Origin of the sequence: Streptomyces sp. NPDC058674, assembly GCF_042716505.1 — a bacterium.
In the GTDB taxonomy this organism is placed as follows: Bacteria; Actinomycetota; Actinomycetes; order Streptomycetales; family Streptomycetaceae; genus Streptomyces.
In genome coordinates, this window is record NZ_JBHXSC010000001.1 from 20,711 (window position 1) to 40,228 (window position 19,518).

At 69.2% G+C, this 19,518-nt stretch carries 10 protein-coding genes; 3 read left to right on the forward strand and 7 right to left on the reverse strand.

Annotation, left to right across the window (positions count from 1 at the left end; all coding sequences use genetic code 11):
• Nucleotides 1–165 precede the first annotated feature (165 nt).
• From pip to ACFWU6_RS00110, 3 genes are all read right to left on the reverse strand, one after another.
• Nucleotides 166–1,128: a prolyl aminopeptidase gene (gene pip / locus ACFWU6_RS00100; RefSeq protein ID WP_383976905.1), complete on the reverse strand. Its 963-nt coding sequence runs from the start codon at nucleotides 1,126–1,128 to the stop codon at nucleotides 166–168.
• 329 nt (nucleotides 1,129–1,457) lie between these two features.
• Nucleotides 1,458–1,676, reverse strand: a complete 219-nt coding sequence (locus ACFWU6_RS00105) for a hypothetical protein (protein WP_383976908.1) — start codon at nucleotides 1,674–1,676, stop codon at nucleotides 1,458–1,460.
• A 93-nt stretch (nucleotides 1,677–1,769) separates the two neighbouring features.
• Nucleotides 1,770–2,699 (reverse strand): CehA/McbA family metallohydrolase, encoded by a 930-nt coding sequence (locus ACFWU6_RS00110; RefSeq protein ID WP_383976911.1) that lies wholly within the window; start codon nucleotides 2,697–2,699, stop codon nucleotides 1,770–1,772.
• Nucleotides 2,700–3,374: 675 nt separating this feature from the next.
• Between ACFWU6_RS00110 and ACFWU6_RS00115 the strand changes: the two genes are divergently transcribed.
• On the forward strand, nucleotides 3,375–3,656 hold the full coding sequence (locus tag ACFWU6_RS00115; RefSeq protein WP_383976914.1) for a hypothetical protein: 282 nt from the start codon (nucleotides 3,375–3,377) through the stop codon (nucleotides 3,654–3,656).
• 60 nt (nucleotides 3,657–3,716) lie between these two features.
• Here ACFWU6_RS00115 and ACFWU6_RS00120 read toward each other — a convergent pair whose 3' ends face one another.
• Together ACFWU6_RS00120 and ACFWU6_RS00125 are read right to left on the reverse strand one after the other, a co-directional pair.
• Nucleotides 3,717–4,247, reverse strand: a complete 531-nt coding sequence (locus ACFWU6_RS00120) for an NUDIX domain-containing protein (RefSeq protein ID WP_383976917.1) — start codon at nucleotides 4,245–4,247, stop codon at nucleotides 3,717–3,719.
• 76 nt (nucleotides 4,248–4,323) lie between these two features.
• Nucleotides 4,324–4,602: a PQQ-binding-like beta-propeller repeat protein gene (locus ACFWU6_RS00125; RefSeq protein ID WP_383976920.1), complete on the reverse strand. Its 279-nt coding sequence runs from the start codon at nucleotides 4,600–4,602 to the stop codon at nucleotides 4,324–4,326.
• A 242-nt stretch (nucleotides 4,603–4,844) separates the two neighbouring features.
• On the opposite strand from ACFWU6_RS00125, the gene ACFWU6_RS00130 reads away from it, so the two are divergent.
• Nucleotides 4,845–5,033 carry a hypothetical protein gene (locus ACFWU6_RS00130; RefSeq protein WP_383976923.1) on the forward strand — a complete coding sequence of 63 codons (189 nt, stop codon included), beginning with the start codon at nucleotides 4,845–4,847 and terminating at the stop codon, nucleotides 5,031–5,033.
• A gap of 795 nt (nucleotides 5,034–5,828) precedes the next feature.
• Here ACFWU6_RS00130 and ACFWU6_RS00135 read toward each other — a convergent pair.
• Nucleotides 5,829–6,806 (reverse strand): hypothetical protein, encoded by a 978-nt coding sequence (locus ACFWU6_RS00135; RefSeq protein ID WP_383976925.1) that lies wholly within the window; start codon nucleotides 6,804–6,806, stop codon nucleotides 5,829–5,831.
• 402 nt (nucleotides 6,807–7,208) lie between these two features.
• Entirely contained in the window at nucleotides 7,209–11,201 is a 3,993-nt protein-coding gene (locus ACFWU6_RS00140; RefSeq protein WP_383976928.1) for a ricin-type beta-trefoil lectin domain protein, read from the reverse strand.
• A 1,043-nt stretch (nucleotides 11,202–12,244) separates the two neighbouring features.
• Between ACFWU6_RS00140 and ACFWU6_RS00145 the strand changes: the two genes are divergently transcribed.
• On the forward strand, nucleotides 12,245–19,162 hold the full coding sequence (locus ACFWU6_RS00145; protein WP_383976931.1) for a polymorphic toxin-type HINT domain-containing protein: 6,918 nt from the start codon (nucleotides 12,245–12,247) through the stop codon (nucleotides 19,160–19,162).
• Nucleotides 19,163–19,518 lie beyond the last annotated feature (356 nt).

The following is a 19,518-nucleotide window of genomic DNA, read 5'->3' on the forward strand; positions in this document are numbered from 1 at the left end:
GCCTCAGACCCGAGACCGACCGGCGTCAGCCGCACGTCGCACGCACATGCCACCGTCTTCTCCCACTGGCTGCAGACGAAGGCCAGCTGTAGGGCGACATGGATATGTCAGCGGGTCGGCGACACGTGAGGTGTCAGTGGCTCTGGATCGGCGGGCGGTCTGGTCTCATCCCTGGCGAGCGAATTGGTCGAGGGCCTCGAGTACATGGGCGCGGGTCGTGTCGCTGCCCAGATGGCCTGCGTTGCCGACGACGGTCAGCTCGGCATCGGGCCAGGCGCGGGCGAGTTCCCATGCGGTATCGAGCGGGCCGGCCAGGTCGAGTCCGCCGTGGACCAGCACGCCCGGGATACCGGCCAGGCGGTGCGCATCGCGCAGGAGTGCGCCTTCCTCCAGCCAAGCGCCGTGGGAGAAGTAGTGCGAGCAGATGCGGACCAAGGCCAGTTGCGCGGCCGGCGGGCGGTCGCCGTACGGATTGGAGGCGCCGTTCGTTTCCCCGGACAGGACCGCGTCCTCCCAGGCGCACCAGTCGGCCGTGGCCTGCTCCCGTACCGCGGGGTCCGGATGTTCCATCAGGTGTGCGTAGGCCGCGACGATGTCACCGTCCCGTGGTGTGCTGCCGGCTCCTTCAAGGAAGCGTTCCCACTGCTCGGGGAAGAACCGGCCCGCACCTCGGTAGAGCCAGTCGATCTCGGAGCGCCGAGTGGTAGTGACGGCGGCGATGACGATCTCCGACACCCGCTCCGGGTAGGTCTCGGCGTAGGCCAGGATCAGCGTGGAGCCCCATGAGCCTCCGTAGAGCAGCCAGCGGTCGATACCCAGGTGATTCCGAAGCCGCTCCATGTCGGCGATCAGGTGCCGGGTGGTGTTGTGGCGCATGTCGGTCGTGGGTTCGCTTGCGTGGGGGGTGCTGCGGCCACAGCCGCGCTGGTCGAACAGGACGACCTGGTAGCGGTCCGGGTCGAAGTACTGGCGTGCCCCGGTCCCGCATCCTGATCCAGGTCCGCCGTGGACGACGAGTGCTGGCTTGCCGCCCGGGTTTCCGCAGACCTCCCAGTACACGAGGTTGCCGTCGCCGCCATCCAGCATCCCCTTCTCGTACGGCTCGACCGGCGGGTACAGCTCGCCCATCTTCCAGACCTCCTGGCAACCAAATGCACCATGAACAAGGCCTTGTAGTAGACAACACGGCTGAGGTGACACCGTCGGCAACTCCGGCACCTGCCCGATCGGCGGGCTGGGTTCTCGGCTGGTCACCGGCGGTTGTCGGGCGGCACGACGCGGGATTCGGTGGCGTCGTGGCGCGCCGGACGCGACGGCGAGCATGTCGCCGTCGACGGCGGGCGGGCGGCAGCCGTGGTTGCCGTTGGCCGCGGCGGTGTCCAGGCCGATCAGGGTCCGCTCGTGAAGGAAGCTCCCGCTCGGCCGCGGCCATGGCGGCGAATACCACGAACAGGACCTTACCGGCGCCTCGGCTTGCGGCCGGCCAGAACGACGCCGCTACCCCCGCGCTGTTCGAGCCAGTCGGCGACGATCTGCCGGTCCGCCGACCAACTGGCGAGCGGCCGCTGGCAGGCCTCGACCCCCATCACGGCGGCGCCCATGGACGGGTACCGCGCGTCGTGGGGGACCAACACGTAGCGGCCGTCGCCCAGGTGGTCCGCCATGTCGTTGCCCACGGACAGAGCGCGGAGTGCGGGCCAGAGAATGACAGGACTTCCTTCGGACGCGAGTGGGCGGGGCAGGGGGGCCGGGCAGTACCACGATGGCCGCTACGCCGCACCGGTACTGGTGGTGTCCGGCGTTCCCAGATGGATCGGGTTGCTCCAGGCGCGGCCCCCGGCGGCGTCCTCGACGGTGACCCGGCAGTACCCCTGGCCGAACATCGCCACCGGCAGGGTGCCTTCGGTCAGAGCGTCGCCCTCCAGCACCTGCAGGCCGGGGGCGCCGCCGGTGACCAGGATCTTTCGTACGGGCGAGCAGTGCACCGCGATGCGGCCGTCGCCGAGGCGGATCCCGCGCAGTTCGGGCCCGGTGCTGGAGTAGTAGTGGCCGGCCTTGAGCGCCGAGAGCAGGGCGTCGGGGTCGAGGGACTCGGCCCGGACCTGGACCCACGCCACACAGCCGGGCGGATCCTGGGGCTGGAAGTGGGCGTCGTCGGCGGCGTAGGCGTTCAGCCGGTGCCCTCGGTTGAGCAGGACGTCGGTCAGGTGCCAGCTGTCGCCGCGGTGCTCACGGTCCGCGAGCGCGTTGTAGACCTCGACCGCGTGCGCCGCGTCCAGGCTCTCGGCGTCGTCGGCGCTGAGCAGTGAGGCGGCCGGGTGGGCCATGCCGACGAACGCACCCGCGTCCCGTGCCCGGCGCGCCAGTTCGGGCCCGGTCTCGGCGGGCCCGGGAGCGGTGAATCCCAGAGGCAGCCCGACGGCGACGATGTGCCACTTCGGCCCGGCCTCGGTACGCGGGGCGTGCAGCTCGGCGCCGAGCAGCGTGGTGAAGCCGGGGGTGCGCAGGGGACGGGTGTCCGTCAGGGGAAATCCGTACTCGGCGCGGAAGTGATCGGTGACGGCAAGGAAGTCATAGCCGGCCTCCCGATAGCGGCGCACCACCTCCGCCGGGGACAACGCACCGTCGGACTCGTCCGAATGGGTGTGCAGATTTCCCCGCCAGAAGCGGCCGGGCTGATCGAACGGCAGATCCGGCACAGACAGCCCCTCGTGTACGACGACGTCACCAAGTCACGTTCACTGTAGGAGATTCCGACAATAAGTATGCCAAATTTTGCCTGGTGGGACGGTGTGCCGAGGCCTCAAGCCAGGACTGTTCGGCGTTCACCACCGCTGGGTAGGCCTCAGCCAGGGTCTCGATCTGGCGGGGGGTGTACGGCGTGGAAGCGCCGGCCCGGGTCGAGGCCGGCGGGCCGGCAGTCCGCGGAGTCTGTGACCAGCCCCGCCTCGGCCCCGGCGGACGACCCACGGGGCGGCGGCGGCCATCTGCCAACCGGTGGCCGAGAGCCGGTACGCAGCAGCGGCCAGGCCGCCCGCTCCTCCGGCGTCCGCTGCGAGGTCGGCGGCCCGTCACGGTGCTCCGGGCGGTTGCTCGGGCGTCCACTGCGGCCCGAACAGCAGCCGGCCCAGCCGTACGACGCTGGTCCGGGAGATCACCGCGGCGGGATGGGGGTCGGTGGACGGCATCCGCGCGACCTTCCCCTGTCGGACCTGCTCGTACCCCGGTAGGGGCAGCTGCGGGTGTTCTCGTAGGTCTCCCGTGTCCACGACGCGGTGCCCGGCCCCGGCCTGCAACCCGCGCCCCCGGCTTTCGGCGGTCCTGAACCCTCGCAGATCATCGACCCGGGCGAGTTCCTGTGGGTCAGTGACCGGATGTCGACCGAGTCCGGGCTGCGGCTGCTGAACACTCCGCGCGCCCGGCACCGCGAGATCCGCCCGACGGCCGCGTACGGGACGGCCGCTCTCGAGGAAGTCGCCAAGTTCCTGCCGGAGGGCGCCGCCCGGATCCCGGAGGACCGGTTCACCTCCGAGCGGGGCCGGGAGATGTACGCGAAGGACCCGACGTGGTTCACGCGCAAGGACATCACCGCCGCGCTGGAACTAGACCGGAAGGTCCTCGCCGGCATCGACCGGTACAGCCCGCCGCAGGGCTGAGCGGCCCTTCCGGTAACCCCTCCGCGACGGCCCCAGCGGCCCCGCGGAGTGTTTCGCGGCTCAGGCCTTCAGGTCCAGCAGGAGCGCCATCACGCCCACCAGCGTGGCGCTGCTGACGATCTCCCGTCGGGCGATCATGCCGGGGATGTCGGTCAGCGGTATCCACTCCAGCCGGTCCGACTCGTTGCGTTCCGTGGGCTCGCCGATCCGCCGCGCCCCGTCCGCGCGGAACACGAAGTGCTGTGAGTCGGTGATGCCGGCCGCCGGCTGCGCGTAGATCAGCTCCCGTACGGCCTCCGGACGCCATCCGGTCTCCTCTTCCAGCTCCCGGGCGGCGGCGGCCGCGGGGCTCTCGCCGTCCTCGACCAGGCCCATGGGCAGCTCCCTGGCCCAGGTGTCCGTGACGAAGCGGTGGCGCCACATCATCAGAACACGCTGCCGTTCGTCAACGGCCGCCGTGACGGCGAGGTCCCGCAGCCGTACGACGTGGTAGTCGGTACGGGCGCCGTCCGGCTGCTCCACGTCCAGTGAGCGCAGCCGCACCCAGGGGGTGTCGTGAAGGGTGCGCTCGCCGTGAACGGTCCATCGCATGTCGTGCCTGCTCTCCATGGGGGTGGGGCCGGGTCGGGGCCGGGTCGGGGGTCGGGGCGCCGAAGGGGCGTCTGTGTCAGCCTCCGGCGGGGTAGCTCGTCAGGATGCCCTCGCTGAGCACGAGTCCACCGAACTCGTTGACGAGGATCGGCGCGGCCTCGGGCCGGGTGGGCATGTCCCTGCCGGTACGGGCGTCCAAGGCGACCGCGCCCCCGGCGGCCGTCCCGTAGACCCGGCCGTGCCAGACCGCGGTCACGGTGGGGGCCTTCCGGCCGTCCTGGTCGTCCCGGAGCTGCCAGAGCTGCTGTCCCGAGGCGGGATCGACCGCGACGACCGCGAAGGGACCGGAGCACACCAGTGTCTCCGCCTGGTCGTGAGAGCAATCCATGCCCTTGAGCGCTGAGGGCAAGGTCCTGCTGGACCTCCCCGGTGTCCGCCTTCACCAGCTGGTGGTAACCCTGGCCCTTGAGATGGCCGCGAGCCCTGACAAGGGAGGGACCCGCCGGGTCCAGGCTGGTGCCGAAGCTCTCCTCGCCGCGCCACTTCTCCTTCCCGTTCGCCAGGTCGTAGCCGGCCAACACCTCGTAGGCGCCGCCCTTGACCTGGACCAGGCCCACCGCGGTGCCGGTGGTGACTGCCCTCACCTCCACGTCCGGCTGTATCCAGAGCAGCTGGTGGGTGGCCAGGTCGATGCCGTACGAGACCGCGTGCTCGCCGTCGTCGCGTACGGCCACCACGGCGACGCCGCTGCCGGCCCCCACGGCGGAGACCTGTACCCGGCTGTAGGAGGTGGTCACCCACTCGGGGAGCCGTACGGTCGTCCGCCACGACGCCGTCCCCGCCTCCGCGGAGAGGGAGACGACCTCCAGCGTGGCCGAGGAGGACTGCGTCCCGGACCCGGGCTCGGTCAGCAGGAACGGGGCGAGTACCGATCCCCCGCCACCGGCGACGACCAGAGGCGCCTTGGCGTCCTTGTCACCGTCGCTGCGGAGTGGCTTGCCCTGCGGCTGCACCGCCGCACGTACCCGCCCGGTCGTCAGGTCGATGGCCTGCACGCGGTCGGAGGAGACGACGTAGGCGGAGGTCCGGTGCAGCGCGACGGGCAGGTCGCGCAGCCGCTCGCCGAGGAGGTTAGGCGCCCCCGGGTGACCTCCGGCGGCATGGCCACCGCGCCCCGGGCGTCGAACCAGGACGGCGGATCGTGCGGTACGCGGACCGACTGCGGACTCGCCGTCGGGCTTGCGGAGGGGGCAGCGCGGGGTGCGCCGTCGTCGGGCCCCCGGTCCCCGGCCGACGAGCAGCCTGCCGACCCGAAGGCGGCGAGAGCGGCGACTAACGCACGTTTCCGCACCGCAGACATGTGCCCCACTCCCCTACTCCCGAAGGCCGGCGGGCCCGCAGCCCAGCGCGTGCTGCCGCCAGTGATCTTGCGGCAGGATCTCATGCCGCAAGATCAGCCCCGCCGGGCACCCAACTTCTGCCCTACGGGTCAGCCCTCTGACTCGTAGGGAATTCGATGTCATCCCCGGGGTGACACCCTGTGGGTGACCAGACACACAGCCGGTGCTGATGACCGATCCATCACTTCGGGGTGCCTTCAGCGGAGAGGAGCTCGGGTCCGAGGCAGTTGCATCCGACGACGTCGGCGGGACCCTGTGCGGGGACTTCGAACGTGGCCGTGACACTCCGCCGCACCACAGTGCGCAGCCAGTTCTTGTTGTCCCCCAGCAGCGTCACCACCTGTCTGTCGGAGGTCGAGAGGCTGCCGTTTGTGAACCATGCGTCCGACCCGGACTTGCCCTCCCTGCGGTCGGTCCGTACGAACGAACACGTCACCAGGGACTTTCCGTCCGCGAGGCGCAGCACCGGCAGTTCGGCGCCGGTGACCTCGAAGGCGTACCGGTGCCGGATCAGCCCGTTCCAGATGTCCCTCCCGTCCTCGTCGTTGTAGGCGCCGACGACCCCGCTCGTGAGCTTGCCCGCAGCGAAGTGCTCGCTCTCGGGTATCCCGTTCGGCGCGGTGAAGGTCAGGTAGTCCGCGTACCGGGCACACGCGCCCCGGTCGGCTGCGGCGGTCGGCGACAGCGTCGCGGATCCCCCCTCGCCCCGGGCCGGCGCGGCGATCGGCTTGTCCCGCACGTCGAAGCCGAAGCCCCCGTAGCGACGGTCCTCGAACTGGCCGCGACCCGGTGGCGAGGCGGGCTTGTCGGCCGCCCACGTCTTGGCCGCCGCCTTCCACGGCCCTCCGGCCTCAGCCTGGACGAAGTAGTACAGCCCGGCCGCACGGTCCTGTTCCGGCTTCTCCGTCATCCGGAACAGCACCACGAACGACCGCGGATAGGCGGGCTGATCCCGCTCCGCCGGAATGAGGTACTCCATCCGGTAGGCCCCGTTGCGTATAGACAGGGCGCTCGCCGTCAACTGCAGGCGGAGCTGCGTCACGCTCTCCTCCAACAGCGCCCCGGTCTCCACCTTGGCCAGCGCATCCCGGTGGGTCGCGTAGACGGCCCCCCGCAGCTGGTCCTCGAAGACCTTCTCCGCCTGCGCCTGGCTGATCACCAACGGCACCTCCGGGGGAGCCGAAGTGGCCGGAGCAGCGGAGGCAGGGGAGGGCGCCCCCACGGTGGCCGGCGAACAACCGCTCGCGGCAAGGGCCACGACCAATCCGGCCGCGGCCGCCCCCGTGCGCCTTCGCCACCGTTCGGTTGAACGTCCCATCTCCGCACATCCCCCACAGGTATTCAGAAGCCGGCTCTGGCGCCGATGAAACCACGCTCGCGATCCTCACGATCCATCGCCCTGACATTGGTGTGGGGGTGCGCGGCGTCCGGCTGCCGTCAGGTTCGGAGGGGCGAGGGCGCTGCCCGGAGCCCGACGTCGGCTGAGCGGATCGAACGCGGCAGCGGCCGCCTGCCCGGTGTCGGGTAGGCGGCCACTGCTCTCGTGTCGTGGTGCGGGTGGTCAGGGAGTGGGGACGGGGAGGGGGGTGGTGCCGAGCGTGGGGATGGTCCAGCGCTGGGGATCGGAGCGGTTGCAGTCGTAGAGCCAGAGCTGGGTGCCGGGGGTGGTGTTGCCGTAGTTCAGGTCGACACACCGTCCCGAGGCGGGGTTGTGGATGCTGTTGTCGGCTCGGGGCAGGAACTGCTGGCTGCCGCTGCTGTCGCAGGTTCCGAGGACGATGAGGGTGCCGTTCGCGATGCCGGCGTTGGCGGCGGTGAGGCACTTGTCCTGGACGCGGATGGTGCCGTCGTTGCGGACCTGGAACCTCTGGGCCTCGGTGCCGTTGCAGTCGGCAATCTGGATCTTGTTGCCGTCGTCGGTGCGTGAGTAGTCGTTGTCGGCGCAGTGGGTGGCCGCGGAGGTAAGCGCGATGGGGCCGGTCGCTCCGGGGGCGGTGACGGACGCCGCGTACGGGTAGACGGCGAGGTTGCTGACCGCGCCCGTCATGCCGCCGAGGTGGTCGGGGGCTCCGTTCACCTTGTACCGGCCCAGGACGAGCGGACCGGTGGGGGCGGGGCTGGTGGTGGCCTGGTGGTGGCCGGTGCCGGCGAGGATGCCGTTGACGTACAGGCTCATCAGGCCCGTTTCGGCGTTGTAGACGGCGCTCAGGCGGGTCCAAGTGCCGGGTACGACGCGGGCTGCGTCGTTGACCGCGGCGTCGGACCAGTCGTACGCCCAGCCGTCGGTATCGCCCTTGGCCAGGGCGAACCGCCAGGTGCCGTTGTCGGCGTAGAGGGTGAAGGCGCTGCTCCTGTTGCCGTCCTGGCTGGCGATGAGGCCGCTGGGCCCGTCGGTCTTGGCCCAGGTGCTGAGAGTGAAGCTCTTGCGGGTGTCGACGGCCGGCTTCTTCGTCGTGATGGTCGACTGGGCGCCGCCGAAAGCGGCGTACGTCGTCGTGATGCCGTTGACGGGTCCGGTGGCCCAGGTGATGCCGGCCGGGGTCGCGGGGTTGTTGTTGGCCACCGCGTCCTCGGTGAGGCCGCCGGTGTTCTGGCCGGCGAGCTTCCATTGGCCGGTGGGCCTGTTGAGGTTGCCCACGGGGATCGCGGTCGTCGAGACGCCGGTGGCGGTGGGGTGCAGGACGGTACCGCCGTTGGGGGCGGTACCGGTGCCGCTGAAGGAGACGAGCTGCCGGTTGGTGTCGACGGCCCACAAGTCGGGGATGCCGTCGCCGGTGGTGTCACCGTCGGAGCCGACCTGGGGGTAGGTCCTGGGGTCGATCCTTCCGGTGATCGGGCCGGCGGCCGGATTGGTGAAGCTGGTGAGGTCGGGGGCCTGTGCCGTGCCCTTGACGGAGAACGCGTGCATGCTGCCGTCGGTGCGGGAGCGCGCCCACAGGGTCGGCAGATCGGTGCCCTGGGCGCGGCCGGGTGCGATCAGGTCGTAGGAGTCCCACTTGTTGTCGTTCGCGGAGAGGAGGATGGCGCGGGTGGAGAGCCGGTCGGTCTCGCCGGCGACGCTCAGCCAGAGGCGTCCGTTCTCGACGTACAGCAGGGACGAGCGGGGCAGGCTGTTCTGATCGGGTCCGCTGTCACCGGTGACCGAGCCGAAGGCGGCGATCTGGGTCACCTTGGCCCAGTCGGTGCCGTACCCGTTCGCGGCGCAGTCGATCGTGGCGTAGGCCGTGGTGGTGCACTGGGTGGGCTTGGCGACTGAGATGGGGGCCTTGCCGTCGAACCAGCCGCCGTTGTTGTCGTTGGGGTAGAGGTACAGCTTGGGCTGGTTCGCCTGGTGGGCGAGGAGGTCGTCGACGTTCTTGTAGCCCAGGCTGCCGCGATGACTGATCTGGATGTTGTTCCAGTCGCTGCTGTTGCCGGGTGCGGCCTGCATGCCCGCCTTGGGGGCGGCGTACGGGTCCTCGCCGCCGGCGATCTTGCGGAGGTCCCCGGCTGTGTCGGGGAGCAGGATGTCGGGCTTGTGGTCACCGGTGATGTCGCCGAAGACGGGCTTGCCCGCGTCGGGGTTGGAGGGGGCGTAGTAGCTGTAGACGGACGGCTGGGACATGTTGCCCGCGTTGTCCTGGGTCTGCAGGTAGACGAAGTTGGTGCCCCAGCGCGGCGGTGTGGTCTTGATCGTCGCCTTGCCGCCGGTCAGCTTGACGATGCCGGGGCCGGTGTCGGTGCACTTCCACCCGGTGGCGGCGGCCTTGACGGGGTCGGTGGTCCAGCGTGCGCAGGCCAAGCCGGAGGTGCGGCCGCCCCCTGCCGGGGCGGGGTCGGCGCCGGTGAGAGTGAAGGCGCCCTCCTGGCCGGCGAGCTTGGGGTGTGCGCCGATCGTGCCCGAGGCGGGGAAGTCGCTGGAGGTGACGGTGGCGGTCGGCGGGGTGCGGTCGACGCGGAAGAAACACACGTCGGTCGTACCGCTGGTAAGCGTTCCGTCCGTGGTGTTGGCATGCCAACCGTACTGGTGACCGTCGGTCAGCTGACCGATATCGATGGTCGCGTCGCCGTAGCTGCCGTTCCAGCCCGTCGTTGCGAATTCACTCTTGCCGTTGTTGTCGTCGTCCCAGTACTGGAAGCTCGACGCCAGCTGCTGTCCGGTAGGAGACCAGGTGGCGGTCGTCAGGGTGATGTTGTTGTTGGCACCGACCCAGCCGGGGCTGTCCCAGGGGTTCGCGGTGCCGGGCGTGCGGCAGTCGGCGTAGGAGGCGGTGTCGGCGAAGCCGGGGGTGGGGCGGGTGCGGGGGTTCCAGACGGTGGGCGTGATGTCGTACTCGACGACGATGTGCGGGGTGTTGTTGAACCGCTGCCGGTAGTACTTGTTGTTCTCGTCGTCCGGTGCGAGGCCGAAGGTGAAGCTCTGCCACTTGTCGCGGGCGGCGGCCTCCATCTGGGACTTGACGTCGAAGGAGATCTCACCGGATCCCCCCATGTTGATGCCTCCGATCTTGGGGCAGCCCGCCATGCGGGAGGCGGTGCCGCAGGGCTGGTGGTTCCAGCTGGTCGGGTTGCCGATCGGACCGGTCCAGTAGAGGCCCATCGGGGTGGACGTGCTGGGACTGGAGGAGGAGACGACCGTGGCGTAGAGCCGGGCGTTGAGCACCGTGGTGTTGTGGATCGTGGAGTTGATCCCGACCTGGAAGTACGCGCGGGTCCGGCCGATGCCGGTGCAGGGAGGGTTGCCGACGTTGTAGCCGCAGTAACCGGTGGCGGGCCGGTCCTGCCCGTACTGGGTTCCGTTGTACTCGTTGACGTCCCTGTATTCCGGCGCTTCCTGGACCTGGGCCCAGGCCAGGTTGGTGTTGTCGGCGGTCGGATTCCAACCGGGGTCGATGTACCAGGGGCCGGTGCCCTGGCCCAGCAGAGTGGCGTCGGGAACCAGCTGGATGCCCTGGGAGTCGACCGTTGTGCCGATCTTCTGCACAGTGGCGCCTGCGCCGGGGCCATCCGTGCTTGATGCCGCCGGTCCTGCCACGGTCGCAGCTGCCTGCCGCGCCTGGACGCCTGCCGACGCCGTCTTGGCGGCGGCGGGGGCGGCGGCGCCGGTCGAGTCCCACATGAGCGGGGTGGGCGCCGAGAAGCGGGGGTTGCCTTGGGCGTCGGCGGCCTTGAGATTGCCGACGCTGTCGGCGGAGACGACCAGCCCCTCCGCCTCCACGGGAAACCGCAGCTTCTTCACGGCGGGGTTCGCCGCGGCCTGGGCGGTGTGGACGATCAGAATCTGCCGCCAGCCGCCGACCGGGGTTGCGCTCAGCTCGAGGTCCACATCGGGGAGGACGGATGTGTAGAGGGCGCTGTCTCCGTTGAGGGAGGGCTTGGGCAGGGGGAAAGGGGCCTTGATGGCCAGTCTCTTGCCGTCCGCGGTGGCCATGGTGGCCATCGGTCCGGTGCCGCCCCCGGAGAAGGCGAGCCCGGAGGAGGCGTGCATCGGGGTGATGGTGCCGTCCGGGGCGGCGAACAGGGTGGCGTCGAGGGCCTTCCAGGTTCCTTCCGCCGTCTTGGCCCGCTGCGGCACGGGGGCGGTGTCGGTGGTCAGTGTGCCGCTCGGATTGGCGAAGGTCTGCGAACTCGCCGTCGTCAGGTGGTCGATGACGACCGCGGTGCCGCTCTCTTGGCCCGAGCCTTTGCCGTGTCGACGGCTTTGCCCGCCGCGGTCGGAGTGGGGGGAGGCGCCGGCGAGGGCCAGGCGCTGTCAGCCGAGCCGTGCCCGCGGGCATCGTCCGCGACGGCCGACGGACTGGTGAGGAGCCCGGCGCTCAGGGCCAAGACGGCCATGCCGGCGACGGGAAGCGCGAGTGCACGTGCCCTTCCTGGCCTGAGGAGGGCGGTGGGGCTGGAAGGGAGTGGCGGAAGGGGTGGGTTCACGGGCGCAGGTCCTCGCTGTCGGCGGTCGGAGGGCAGGAGTCAGGCGCACAGTCCCTTCCGGTCTGCAAATTTGTCAACGGGGTATCAGATATCGGTGTCCATTTGGTGGCGTGTGGTGCCACCTTGTCCATCCAGTGACATTGGCCACCTGAGAAACTTAGAAATCTCTTACGCGTCGAACACCTGCTCCATAGAGTGCGGTTGATCTGGTCCCGCAGGGCCAGTCTGTTCTCGTTTTCTGTTTCCTGTGGGGGGATCCAGTTGTCTCGTCGGGGTACGTCCGTCGTGCGCTCCAAGCGCGCCCGAGCGCGGCTCGCGGTGGTTGCCACGTTCGCGGTGCTCGTCTCTGGCCTGGGTCTTCCTGTGGTTGAGGCGGCGGATAAGCCGCCAGAGGTGTGGGTGCCGCCGAATACCCCGCTCTCCCAGCCAAAACCCGTCAAGGGGTCGGATGCGGAAGTCACGCCTCCGCCTGCACCGGCTGACCGGAAATGGGCATTGTCGCCTCAAGCGAAAGTCCCGGCCGGTTCTGCAACGGTTGACCTCTATCCCCAGGCCCGCCCGAGTCCCGTCACGGGCCCGGGGTCTGTCCAGGCCGGCGATCTGCCGGTATGGCTCGCAGTTGGGAATGGCGCAAATCTGCCGTCCCCTTCCTCGGCGCCTTCCGATGACGAGGGGAGCACTCTGCGGGTCGAGGTGAAGGATGAGGCTCGGACCCGCGCTGCCGGCGTCAACGGTGCGCTCGTCGCCCTCACCGATCCGACCGGCACGGCCACACCGTCGGGCAAGGTCGAGATCGCGTTCGACGTTTCCCGTTGGGCGCAGTCGGCGGGCGCCAACTGGGCGGACCGTGCGCGGCTGGTGCAGCTGCCCGCCTGCGCGTTGACGACGCCCGGCGCCTACGGCTGCACGACCCGTACGCCGGTCCTCTCGCGCCGGGACGCCTCGGGGCGCCTCGTCGCTCAGGTCGCCGCACCCAAGAATCCCGCGGCGTCGTCGTCTGCCTCCTCATCCCTGTTCCTGCGGTCGCACTCCGACGCGAAGGCCGCGCCTGCGACATCCCCTCAGGTCCTGGCCACGCAGGGCGTGGCTCTGGCCGTGGAGGCCGGCGCCTCCGGTTCGAGCGGTGACTTCAGCGCGACCCCGCTGCTGCCGTCCGCGGCCTGGCAGGCCGGCACCAATGCCGCGAACTTCACCTACGGCTACACGGCAGAGGTCCCCTCCGCCATCGCCGGGGCGGCCCCGAGCGTCGTGCTCGGCTACGACTCCTCCTCGATCGACGGACGCACAGCGTCCACCAATGCCCAGTCCGGTCCGATCGGCGAAGGCTGGGACTGGAGCCCCGGCTCGATCTCGCGGACCTACAAGGGCTGCACGGACGTCGGCATCAAGGACTCGGGTGACGAGTGCTGGGCCGGGGACATCCTCTCCCTGAACCTGGCGGGCCACGCGGGTCAGATCGTCCGCGACGACACCACCTGCGTCTACCGCCTCCAGGGCGAGGACGGCACCAAGATCGAGCGGCTGACCGGCCAGCGCAATTCCGCCTGGAAGGGTGAAGGCTTCAAGGTCACCACCACCGACGGCACCCAGTACTACTTCGGCTCCAACCGCCTGCCCGGCGGCGACGGCACCGATCCGGAGGCCAAGTCCGTCTCCACCGTCCCCGTCTACTTCAACAGCGGCCAGGACAAGTGCCTCGGCGCCACCACCCCCGCCAACGGGACGTGGCAGCAGATGGGCTGGCAGTGGAACCTCGACTACGTCGTGGACCCGCACCAGAACCTCGTCTCCTACCGCTACGAGCAGGAGAACAACCACTACGGGCGCGGCGGCGGCCAGAACAACGGCACCGGCACCTCCACCCTCTACCAGCGCGGCTCCCACCCGACCTGGATCGGATACGGCCAGCGGCTGCCCGACCAGATCGCCTCCAAGGGAACCGCCAAGCCGGCCGCACAGGTGTGGCTGCGGACCGCCGAACGCTGCTTCCCCGGCGGCGCCATCACCTGCGACCCCGCCCAGCGCACCAAGGCCAATGCCAAGTCCTGGCCCGACACCCCCGTCGACCAGGAATGCGCCGCCACCGGCCAGTGCCTGAACCTGTCGCCCACGTACTTCTCCACCAAGCGCCTGACGAAGATCGACACCGAGGTCCTCGTCGGCACCGACTACCGCGCCGTCGACTCCTACACCCTCCAGCAGTCCTTCCAGGACCCGGGTGACGGCACCTCTCCGACGCTGTGGCTCGACTCCATCCAGCGCAGCGCCACCAACAACAGGACCCCGCAGACGCTCCCGCGGGTGTCCTTCTCCCCCCTCCAGATGGCCAACCGTGTCGACGGCGTCGTCAAGCGCCCCGACGGCACCGAGGCCTCCGTCTCTCGCTACAACCGCCCCCGGATCCAGACCATCACCACCGAGACCGGCGGCCGCATCAACGTGGTCTACAAGCCGACCGAGTGCTCCCGCGCCAAGGGCACGATGCCGTCCTCCGAGGACGCCAACACGATGGCCTGCATGCCGGTCAAGTGGTACTTGCCGGGCCAGTCCTACCCGGACCCGGTCAACGACTGGTTCAACAAGGTCGTCGTCCAGTCCGTCACCCAGCAGGACATGGTTGCCGGACAGACGACGACCGTGACGGACTACGAGTACGGCGGCGGCATCGCCTGGCACCGCAACGACTCGGAGTTCGCCGACCCCAAGACCCGCACCTGGGACCAGTTCCGCGGCTACGCGACCGTCACCACGAGGACCGGCAGCGGCAACGCCGCCGAGGCGCCGCGGACCAAGAGCGTGACCACGTACCTGCGCGGCATGGACGGCGACGTCCTGGCCAACGGCACCAAGCGCAGCGTGACCGTGGCGGACGCACAGGGCGGCAGCATCAGGGACGAAGACGTCCTGTCCGGATTCGTACGCCAGAGCGAGACCTATGACCGTGACGGCGGCACCGTCGTCGGCGACGAGGTCTCCACCCCGTGGCTCGGTGCCGTCACCGCGACGCGCGCCCAGTCCGCCGGTATGCCGGCGATCACCGCCCGCGCGATGAACACGGCCAAGGTCACCAGCCGCGCCAAACTCGCGGACGGCACCTGGCGCACCAGCGAGCGGACCTCCGAATACGACAACACCCTCCTCTCACGGCCGACCCGAGTCGACGACAAGAGCGACGTGTCGCGCGCCGACCAGCGTCTGTGCACGACCTTCGAGTACGCCACCGGGCCGGGCGGCGCCGTCACCCAGCTCGCCTCCCGCACCCTGGTTCTCTCCGGAGCATGCGGTCAGACAGCGACCACCGCGAACACGGTCGGCGACACCCGCGCCTACTTCGACAACCTGCCGCTCGGCCAGACGGGCGGGACCGCCGACCAGACCACCACCGAGGTCCTGGAGAAGTACGACGGCGCCGGCAAGCCGGTCTACCGCGTCAATATCGCTTCCGCCTACGACGCCTACGGCCGCCTCACCACCTCCACCAACAAGGTCCGCAAGGACGCAGCGCACCCTGACGGCGCCGTCACCACGACCGAGTACAAGCCCGCCACCGGCGCCCTGCCCACCTCCATCACCCACACCAACCCGTTCGGCTGGAAGACGGTCACCACCCTCGACGTCGGCCGCTCACTGCCGCAGAAGACAACGGACGAGAACGGGCACGTCGCCGAGCGCGCCTACGACTCCCTCGGCCGCGTCGTCTCCATCTGGCAACCGGGGCAGGTCCGCGCGACCGACCCGCCCGTACGCAAGTTCTCGTACACGATGAACGGCACCAACGGGCCGTCCACCGTCCTGAGCCAAGCGCTCATGAACGACGACTCGTACACCTCCACCTACACCCTCTACGACGGCCTCGGCCGGGTCCGCCAGACCCAGGCCAAGACGCCTTCCGGCGTCCAGGGCCGCCTCGTCACCGACGCCCTCTTCGACTCCCACGGCTGGCAGGTCAAGACCAGCTCCCCGTACTACAACGACGAGCGGGCCCCCGGCGGAGCACTCTTCCTCCCCAACGGCGGAGTCAACCCCGACAGCAAGATCCCGGCCCAGAGCATCTCCGTCTTCGACGGCCTCGGCCGCACCACCGCCTCTGTCTTCCAGTCCTACGGCGTCGAGCAGTGGCGCGCCAAGACCGAGTACCCCGGCGCCGACGAGGTCCGCACCATCCCCCCCGCCGGCGGTTTCGCGACCGCGAGCATCACCAACGGCACGACCTCCGTGCTACGCCAGTACAAGGGCAACACCCCCACCGGCGCCTACGACGAGACGACCTACGAGTCGAACACGCAAGGCCAGGAACTGCGCCGCAAAGACCCCGCGGGCAACGAGTGGACCTTCACCTACGACCTCCTCGGCCGCACCGTGAAGACCACCGACCCTGACTCGGGCACGGCCACCACGGTCTACGACGACAGCAAGAACCTCGTCACCGCCACCGACGCCCGGGGCAAGAGCGCCACCACCGTCAGCGACCTCCTCGGCCGGCCCACCGCCACCTACGAGGGAACCTCCGTCGACCCGGCCAAGCAGGTCGCATCCTCCACCTACGACACCAAGGCGCTCGGCAAGCCCAGCACCAGCACCCGGTACGTCGGCGGAGCCGCAGGCAGCGCCTACGTCTCCGAGGTCACCGGCTACGACAGCGGTTACCGCCCCCTGGGCACCAGGACGACCATCCCGCAAGCCGAGAAGCAGCTAGCCGGCACCTACACGACCACCAACACGTACGACAAGTACGGGCAGCTCGACAGCACCGAACTGCCCGCCATCGCGGCCGCAGGCCTGGAAGCCGAGACCCTGACCTTCGGTACCGACATCGCCGGCAACTTCACCAGCCTGGGCGGCGTGACGGGCCCCCTGGAGACCCGCACGCCCTACGTCGTGGACATGCGCTACGACGCGTACGGCCGCGCCCTGCGCACCACCATCGGCAACACCGGCAAGCAGATCGTCTCCACCGTCGATTACGACGAAGCCACCGGACGGCCGGTCCGCTCGACCCTCGACAAGCAGACCGCGGCCACCGCCAGCGTCGACGTGAACGACTACACCTACAACCGGGTCGGCCAGCTGACGTCGCTCAGCAACACGCAGGACGGGGCCACCCGTGACCTGCAGTGCTTCACGACCGACTACCTCGGCCGCCTCACCCAGGCCTGGACCGACACCGGCGCCACCACCACCGCTCCCGCGCCCAGCGTCCGGGGCATCGGCGGCTGCGCGAACGCCACCGGCCCCGCGGTGGACGGTACCGGCAAGCCCAGCGTGGGAGGCCCGGCCCCCTACTGGCAGAAGTACGAGTACGACAAGCTCGGCAACCGCACCAAGCTGGTGCGCAAGGACGTCACCGGCAACACCGCCAAGGACACGACGGTCACCCAGACCTTCGGCGCCGGTCCGAACACCCCGTCGTCCGACCCCAAGACGGGCGGCGGCACAGGCGGCCCGCACGCGCTGATGACCTCCACCGAGACCGGTCAATCCGGCACCAAGGTCACCTCGTACACCTATGACGCGGTCGGCAACACCGCTTCCATCACCAGCACCCCGGGCACCAAGACCCTGACCTGGAACGGGCAGGGCAAACTCGACAAGATCACCGGCACCGGCGAGAGCGCCGGCACCAGCTACCTGTACGACACCGGCGGCAACCAGCTCATCCGCCGCGAGCCCGGGAAGACCACCCTCAACCTCGGCACCGACCAGATCGCCCTGGACACCGCCACCGGCAAGGTCTCCAACGTCCGCACCTACGGCGCCCCCGGCGGCCTGTCCATCACCCGCACCACCACCGGCGGCGCCTCCAGCCTCGCCTACCAGTCCTCGGACCACCACGGCACCAACGGCGTCCAGTTCAACGCGTCCGACCTCACCCAGGTCCGCCGCCCGGCGGACCCCTTCGGCAACGAACGCGGCACCCAGCCCGCACCCGGAGCCTGGGCCGGCGACAAGGGCTTCGTGGGCGGCACCAAGGAGAAGTCGACCGGCTTCACCCTCCTCGGCGCCCGCGAATACGACCCCACCACCGGCCGCTTCATCAGCCCGGACCCGATCATCGACGCGAGCGATCCCCAACAGTGGAACGCCTACGCCTACTCGAACAACGACCCGATCAACAAGTCCGACCCCAGTGGGCTGGCCTGGAAGTGCGAACGGGGAGAGAAGTGCTCTCCCGGCACCTATGACGGTGCCACCGGCAACACGGTGGGTTCCAGTGTCTCCAGTGGCGGTGGCGGCGGAGGAGGCGGAGGCGGCGGTAGTGGCAGCAGCAACAGCAAGTCGACTCAGGCCTCGAAGGAACTGAACAGCGCCAACGACGAGGTCACCAAGACCAAGAAGCGCCGCGAGGAACTGAAGGCCGCTGTCGTCGACCTGATAGGCGACCTGATCGGCTACAACGACGCCCGTGACTGCTTCACCAAGGGCGATGTCATGGCCTGCGTCAGCACGGCTCTTGGCGCCGTCCCCTGGGGCAAGATCGCCAAGGCGATCAAGGTCGGCATCAAGGCCGTCAAGATCTACAAGGAACTCAACAAGACCTACGACGCGATCAACGCCGCCGAACGCAGAGCGTCCCAAGCCATGGAGGCCTTCACCAAGGCCAAGCGGGCCGAGGACGAAGCGGCCGCGGCAGCGGCCAAGGTGGCAAAATCAGGTGACGTAAAAGCCTCGAAGGAATCAGCCAGCGACAGCGCCGGCACGGAATCCAAGGCGAGCAAGGGCGAGGCCGACGCCGAGTCCCGTGGAAACGGGTCGGACGCCAAGACGAAGTCCGAATCCTGCGAGACCAACAGCTTCCCCGCGGGAACCCGCGTCCAGATGGCCGACGGCAGCACCATGGCCATCGAGGACATCCAAGTCGGCGACACCGTGATGGCAACGGACCCGCAGACGGGCGAAACCAGTCCCAAGAGGGTCACCGACACCATCACGACCCCCGACGACAAGGACTTCACCGACCTCACCCTCACCGACGACGCGAACCCCCGCGGACCGCCCGTCACCATCACCTCGACGTACCACCACCCCTACTGGAGCGAAACCCGCCGCCAGTGGAGCGACGCCGGCACCCTCACCCCGGGCGAACAGCTCCGCCAGCCGAACGGCTCCACCCTCACCGTCCAGAACACGCGCAACTACGCGTATGCCGTCACCACACACAACCTGACCGTCAACGACTTCCACACGTACTATGTGCTCGCAGGGGCAACGCCAGTCCTCGTCCATAACTGTGGCGAGAATCTGGATTTCGTCCATGGCACGACATCAACGCATGCAGACAACATTCAGGCGAACGGGTTGAGTGGGACTGCGGCACGAGAGAACGCCCATGGAGGATCTCTAAACCGGCCCGGAAGTCTGTTCACATATCGAGTGACGCCGAGTGATAGTGAGACTCTGAGTGCTACCGCGTCGTTTGCTGCTACTCGCACGGGTCCCGGAGAGCGCCCGGCCATCCTGATCTTCCAGATGTGCCGATGTGAGTATGACCGACTGTCAGCCGCCGGTCACATCGCTACTCGCGTAACTGACGAAATGAGCGGAAGGGTTGAGCATATATTTGGCCCTGAGGCAATGTCTTTCCTGAGACGGGTCCACCGGATCGACTTCTGACCGGCCGAAACGCGGCCCTGGCGGGTCCGGAGTGGAGCAAGGAAATGTCAACTGCTGGTGAGTACGACGCGGCCATGCCGCAGGTTAAAAGGTACCTGGAGAGATATCAGAGGGCGCTTGAAGTTGTCCGGATGGCCCATCGGGGACGACCGATTGAAGAGGTGCGCAGCGCCCTTGTGGAAGCATTCGAGGCCGAAGGTCTTGAAGTGTGGAGTGAGGTTGCCGAAGATGCAGCTCACCTGATTTCCGGAGAGGAAGGATAGCGAGTTTCGGCTTTCGCTAATTGGCGGAGTGGCGTTCCAGATCTAGCGACGGGTTCGAGCACCTCATTCCCGTAAATTTTCCCTTGCTGGGCA

What these genes read in the sequence shown, in the direction of transcription:
- pip (WP_383976905.1), bottom strand. Translation starts at nt 1,128, where the DNA reads ATGGGCGAGCTGTACCCGCCGGTCGAGCCGTACGAGAAGGGGATGCTG.
- ACFWU6_RS00115 (WP_383976914.1), top strand. Translation starts at nt 3,375, where the DNA reads ATGTCGACCGAGTCCGGGCTGCGGCTGCTGAACACTCCGCGCGCCCGG.
- ACFWU6_RS00120 (WP_383976917.1), bottom strand. Translation starts at nt 4,247, where the DNA reads ATGCGATGGACCGTTCACGGCGAGCGCACCCTTCACGACACCCCCTGG.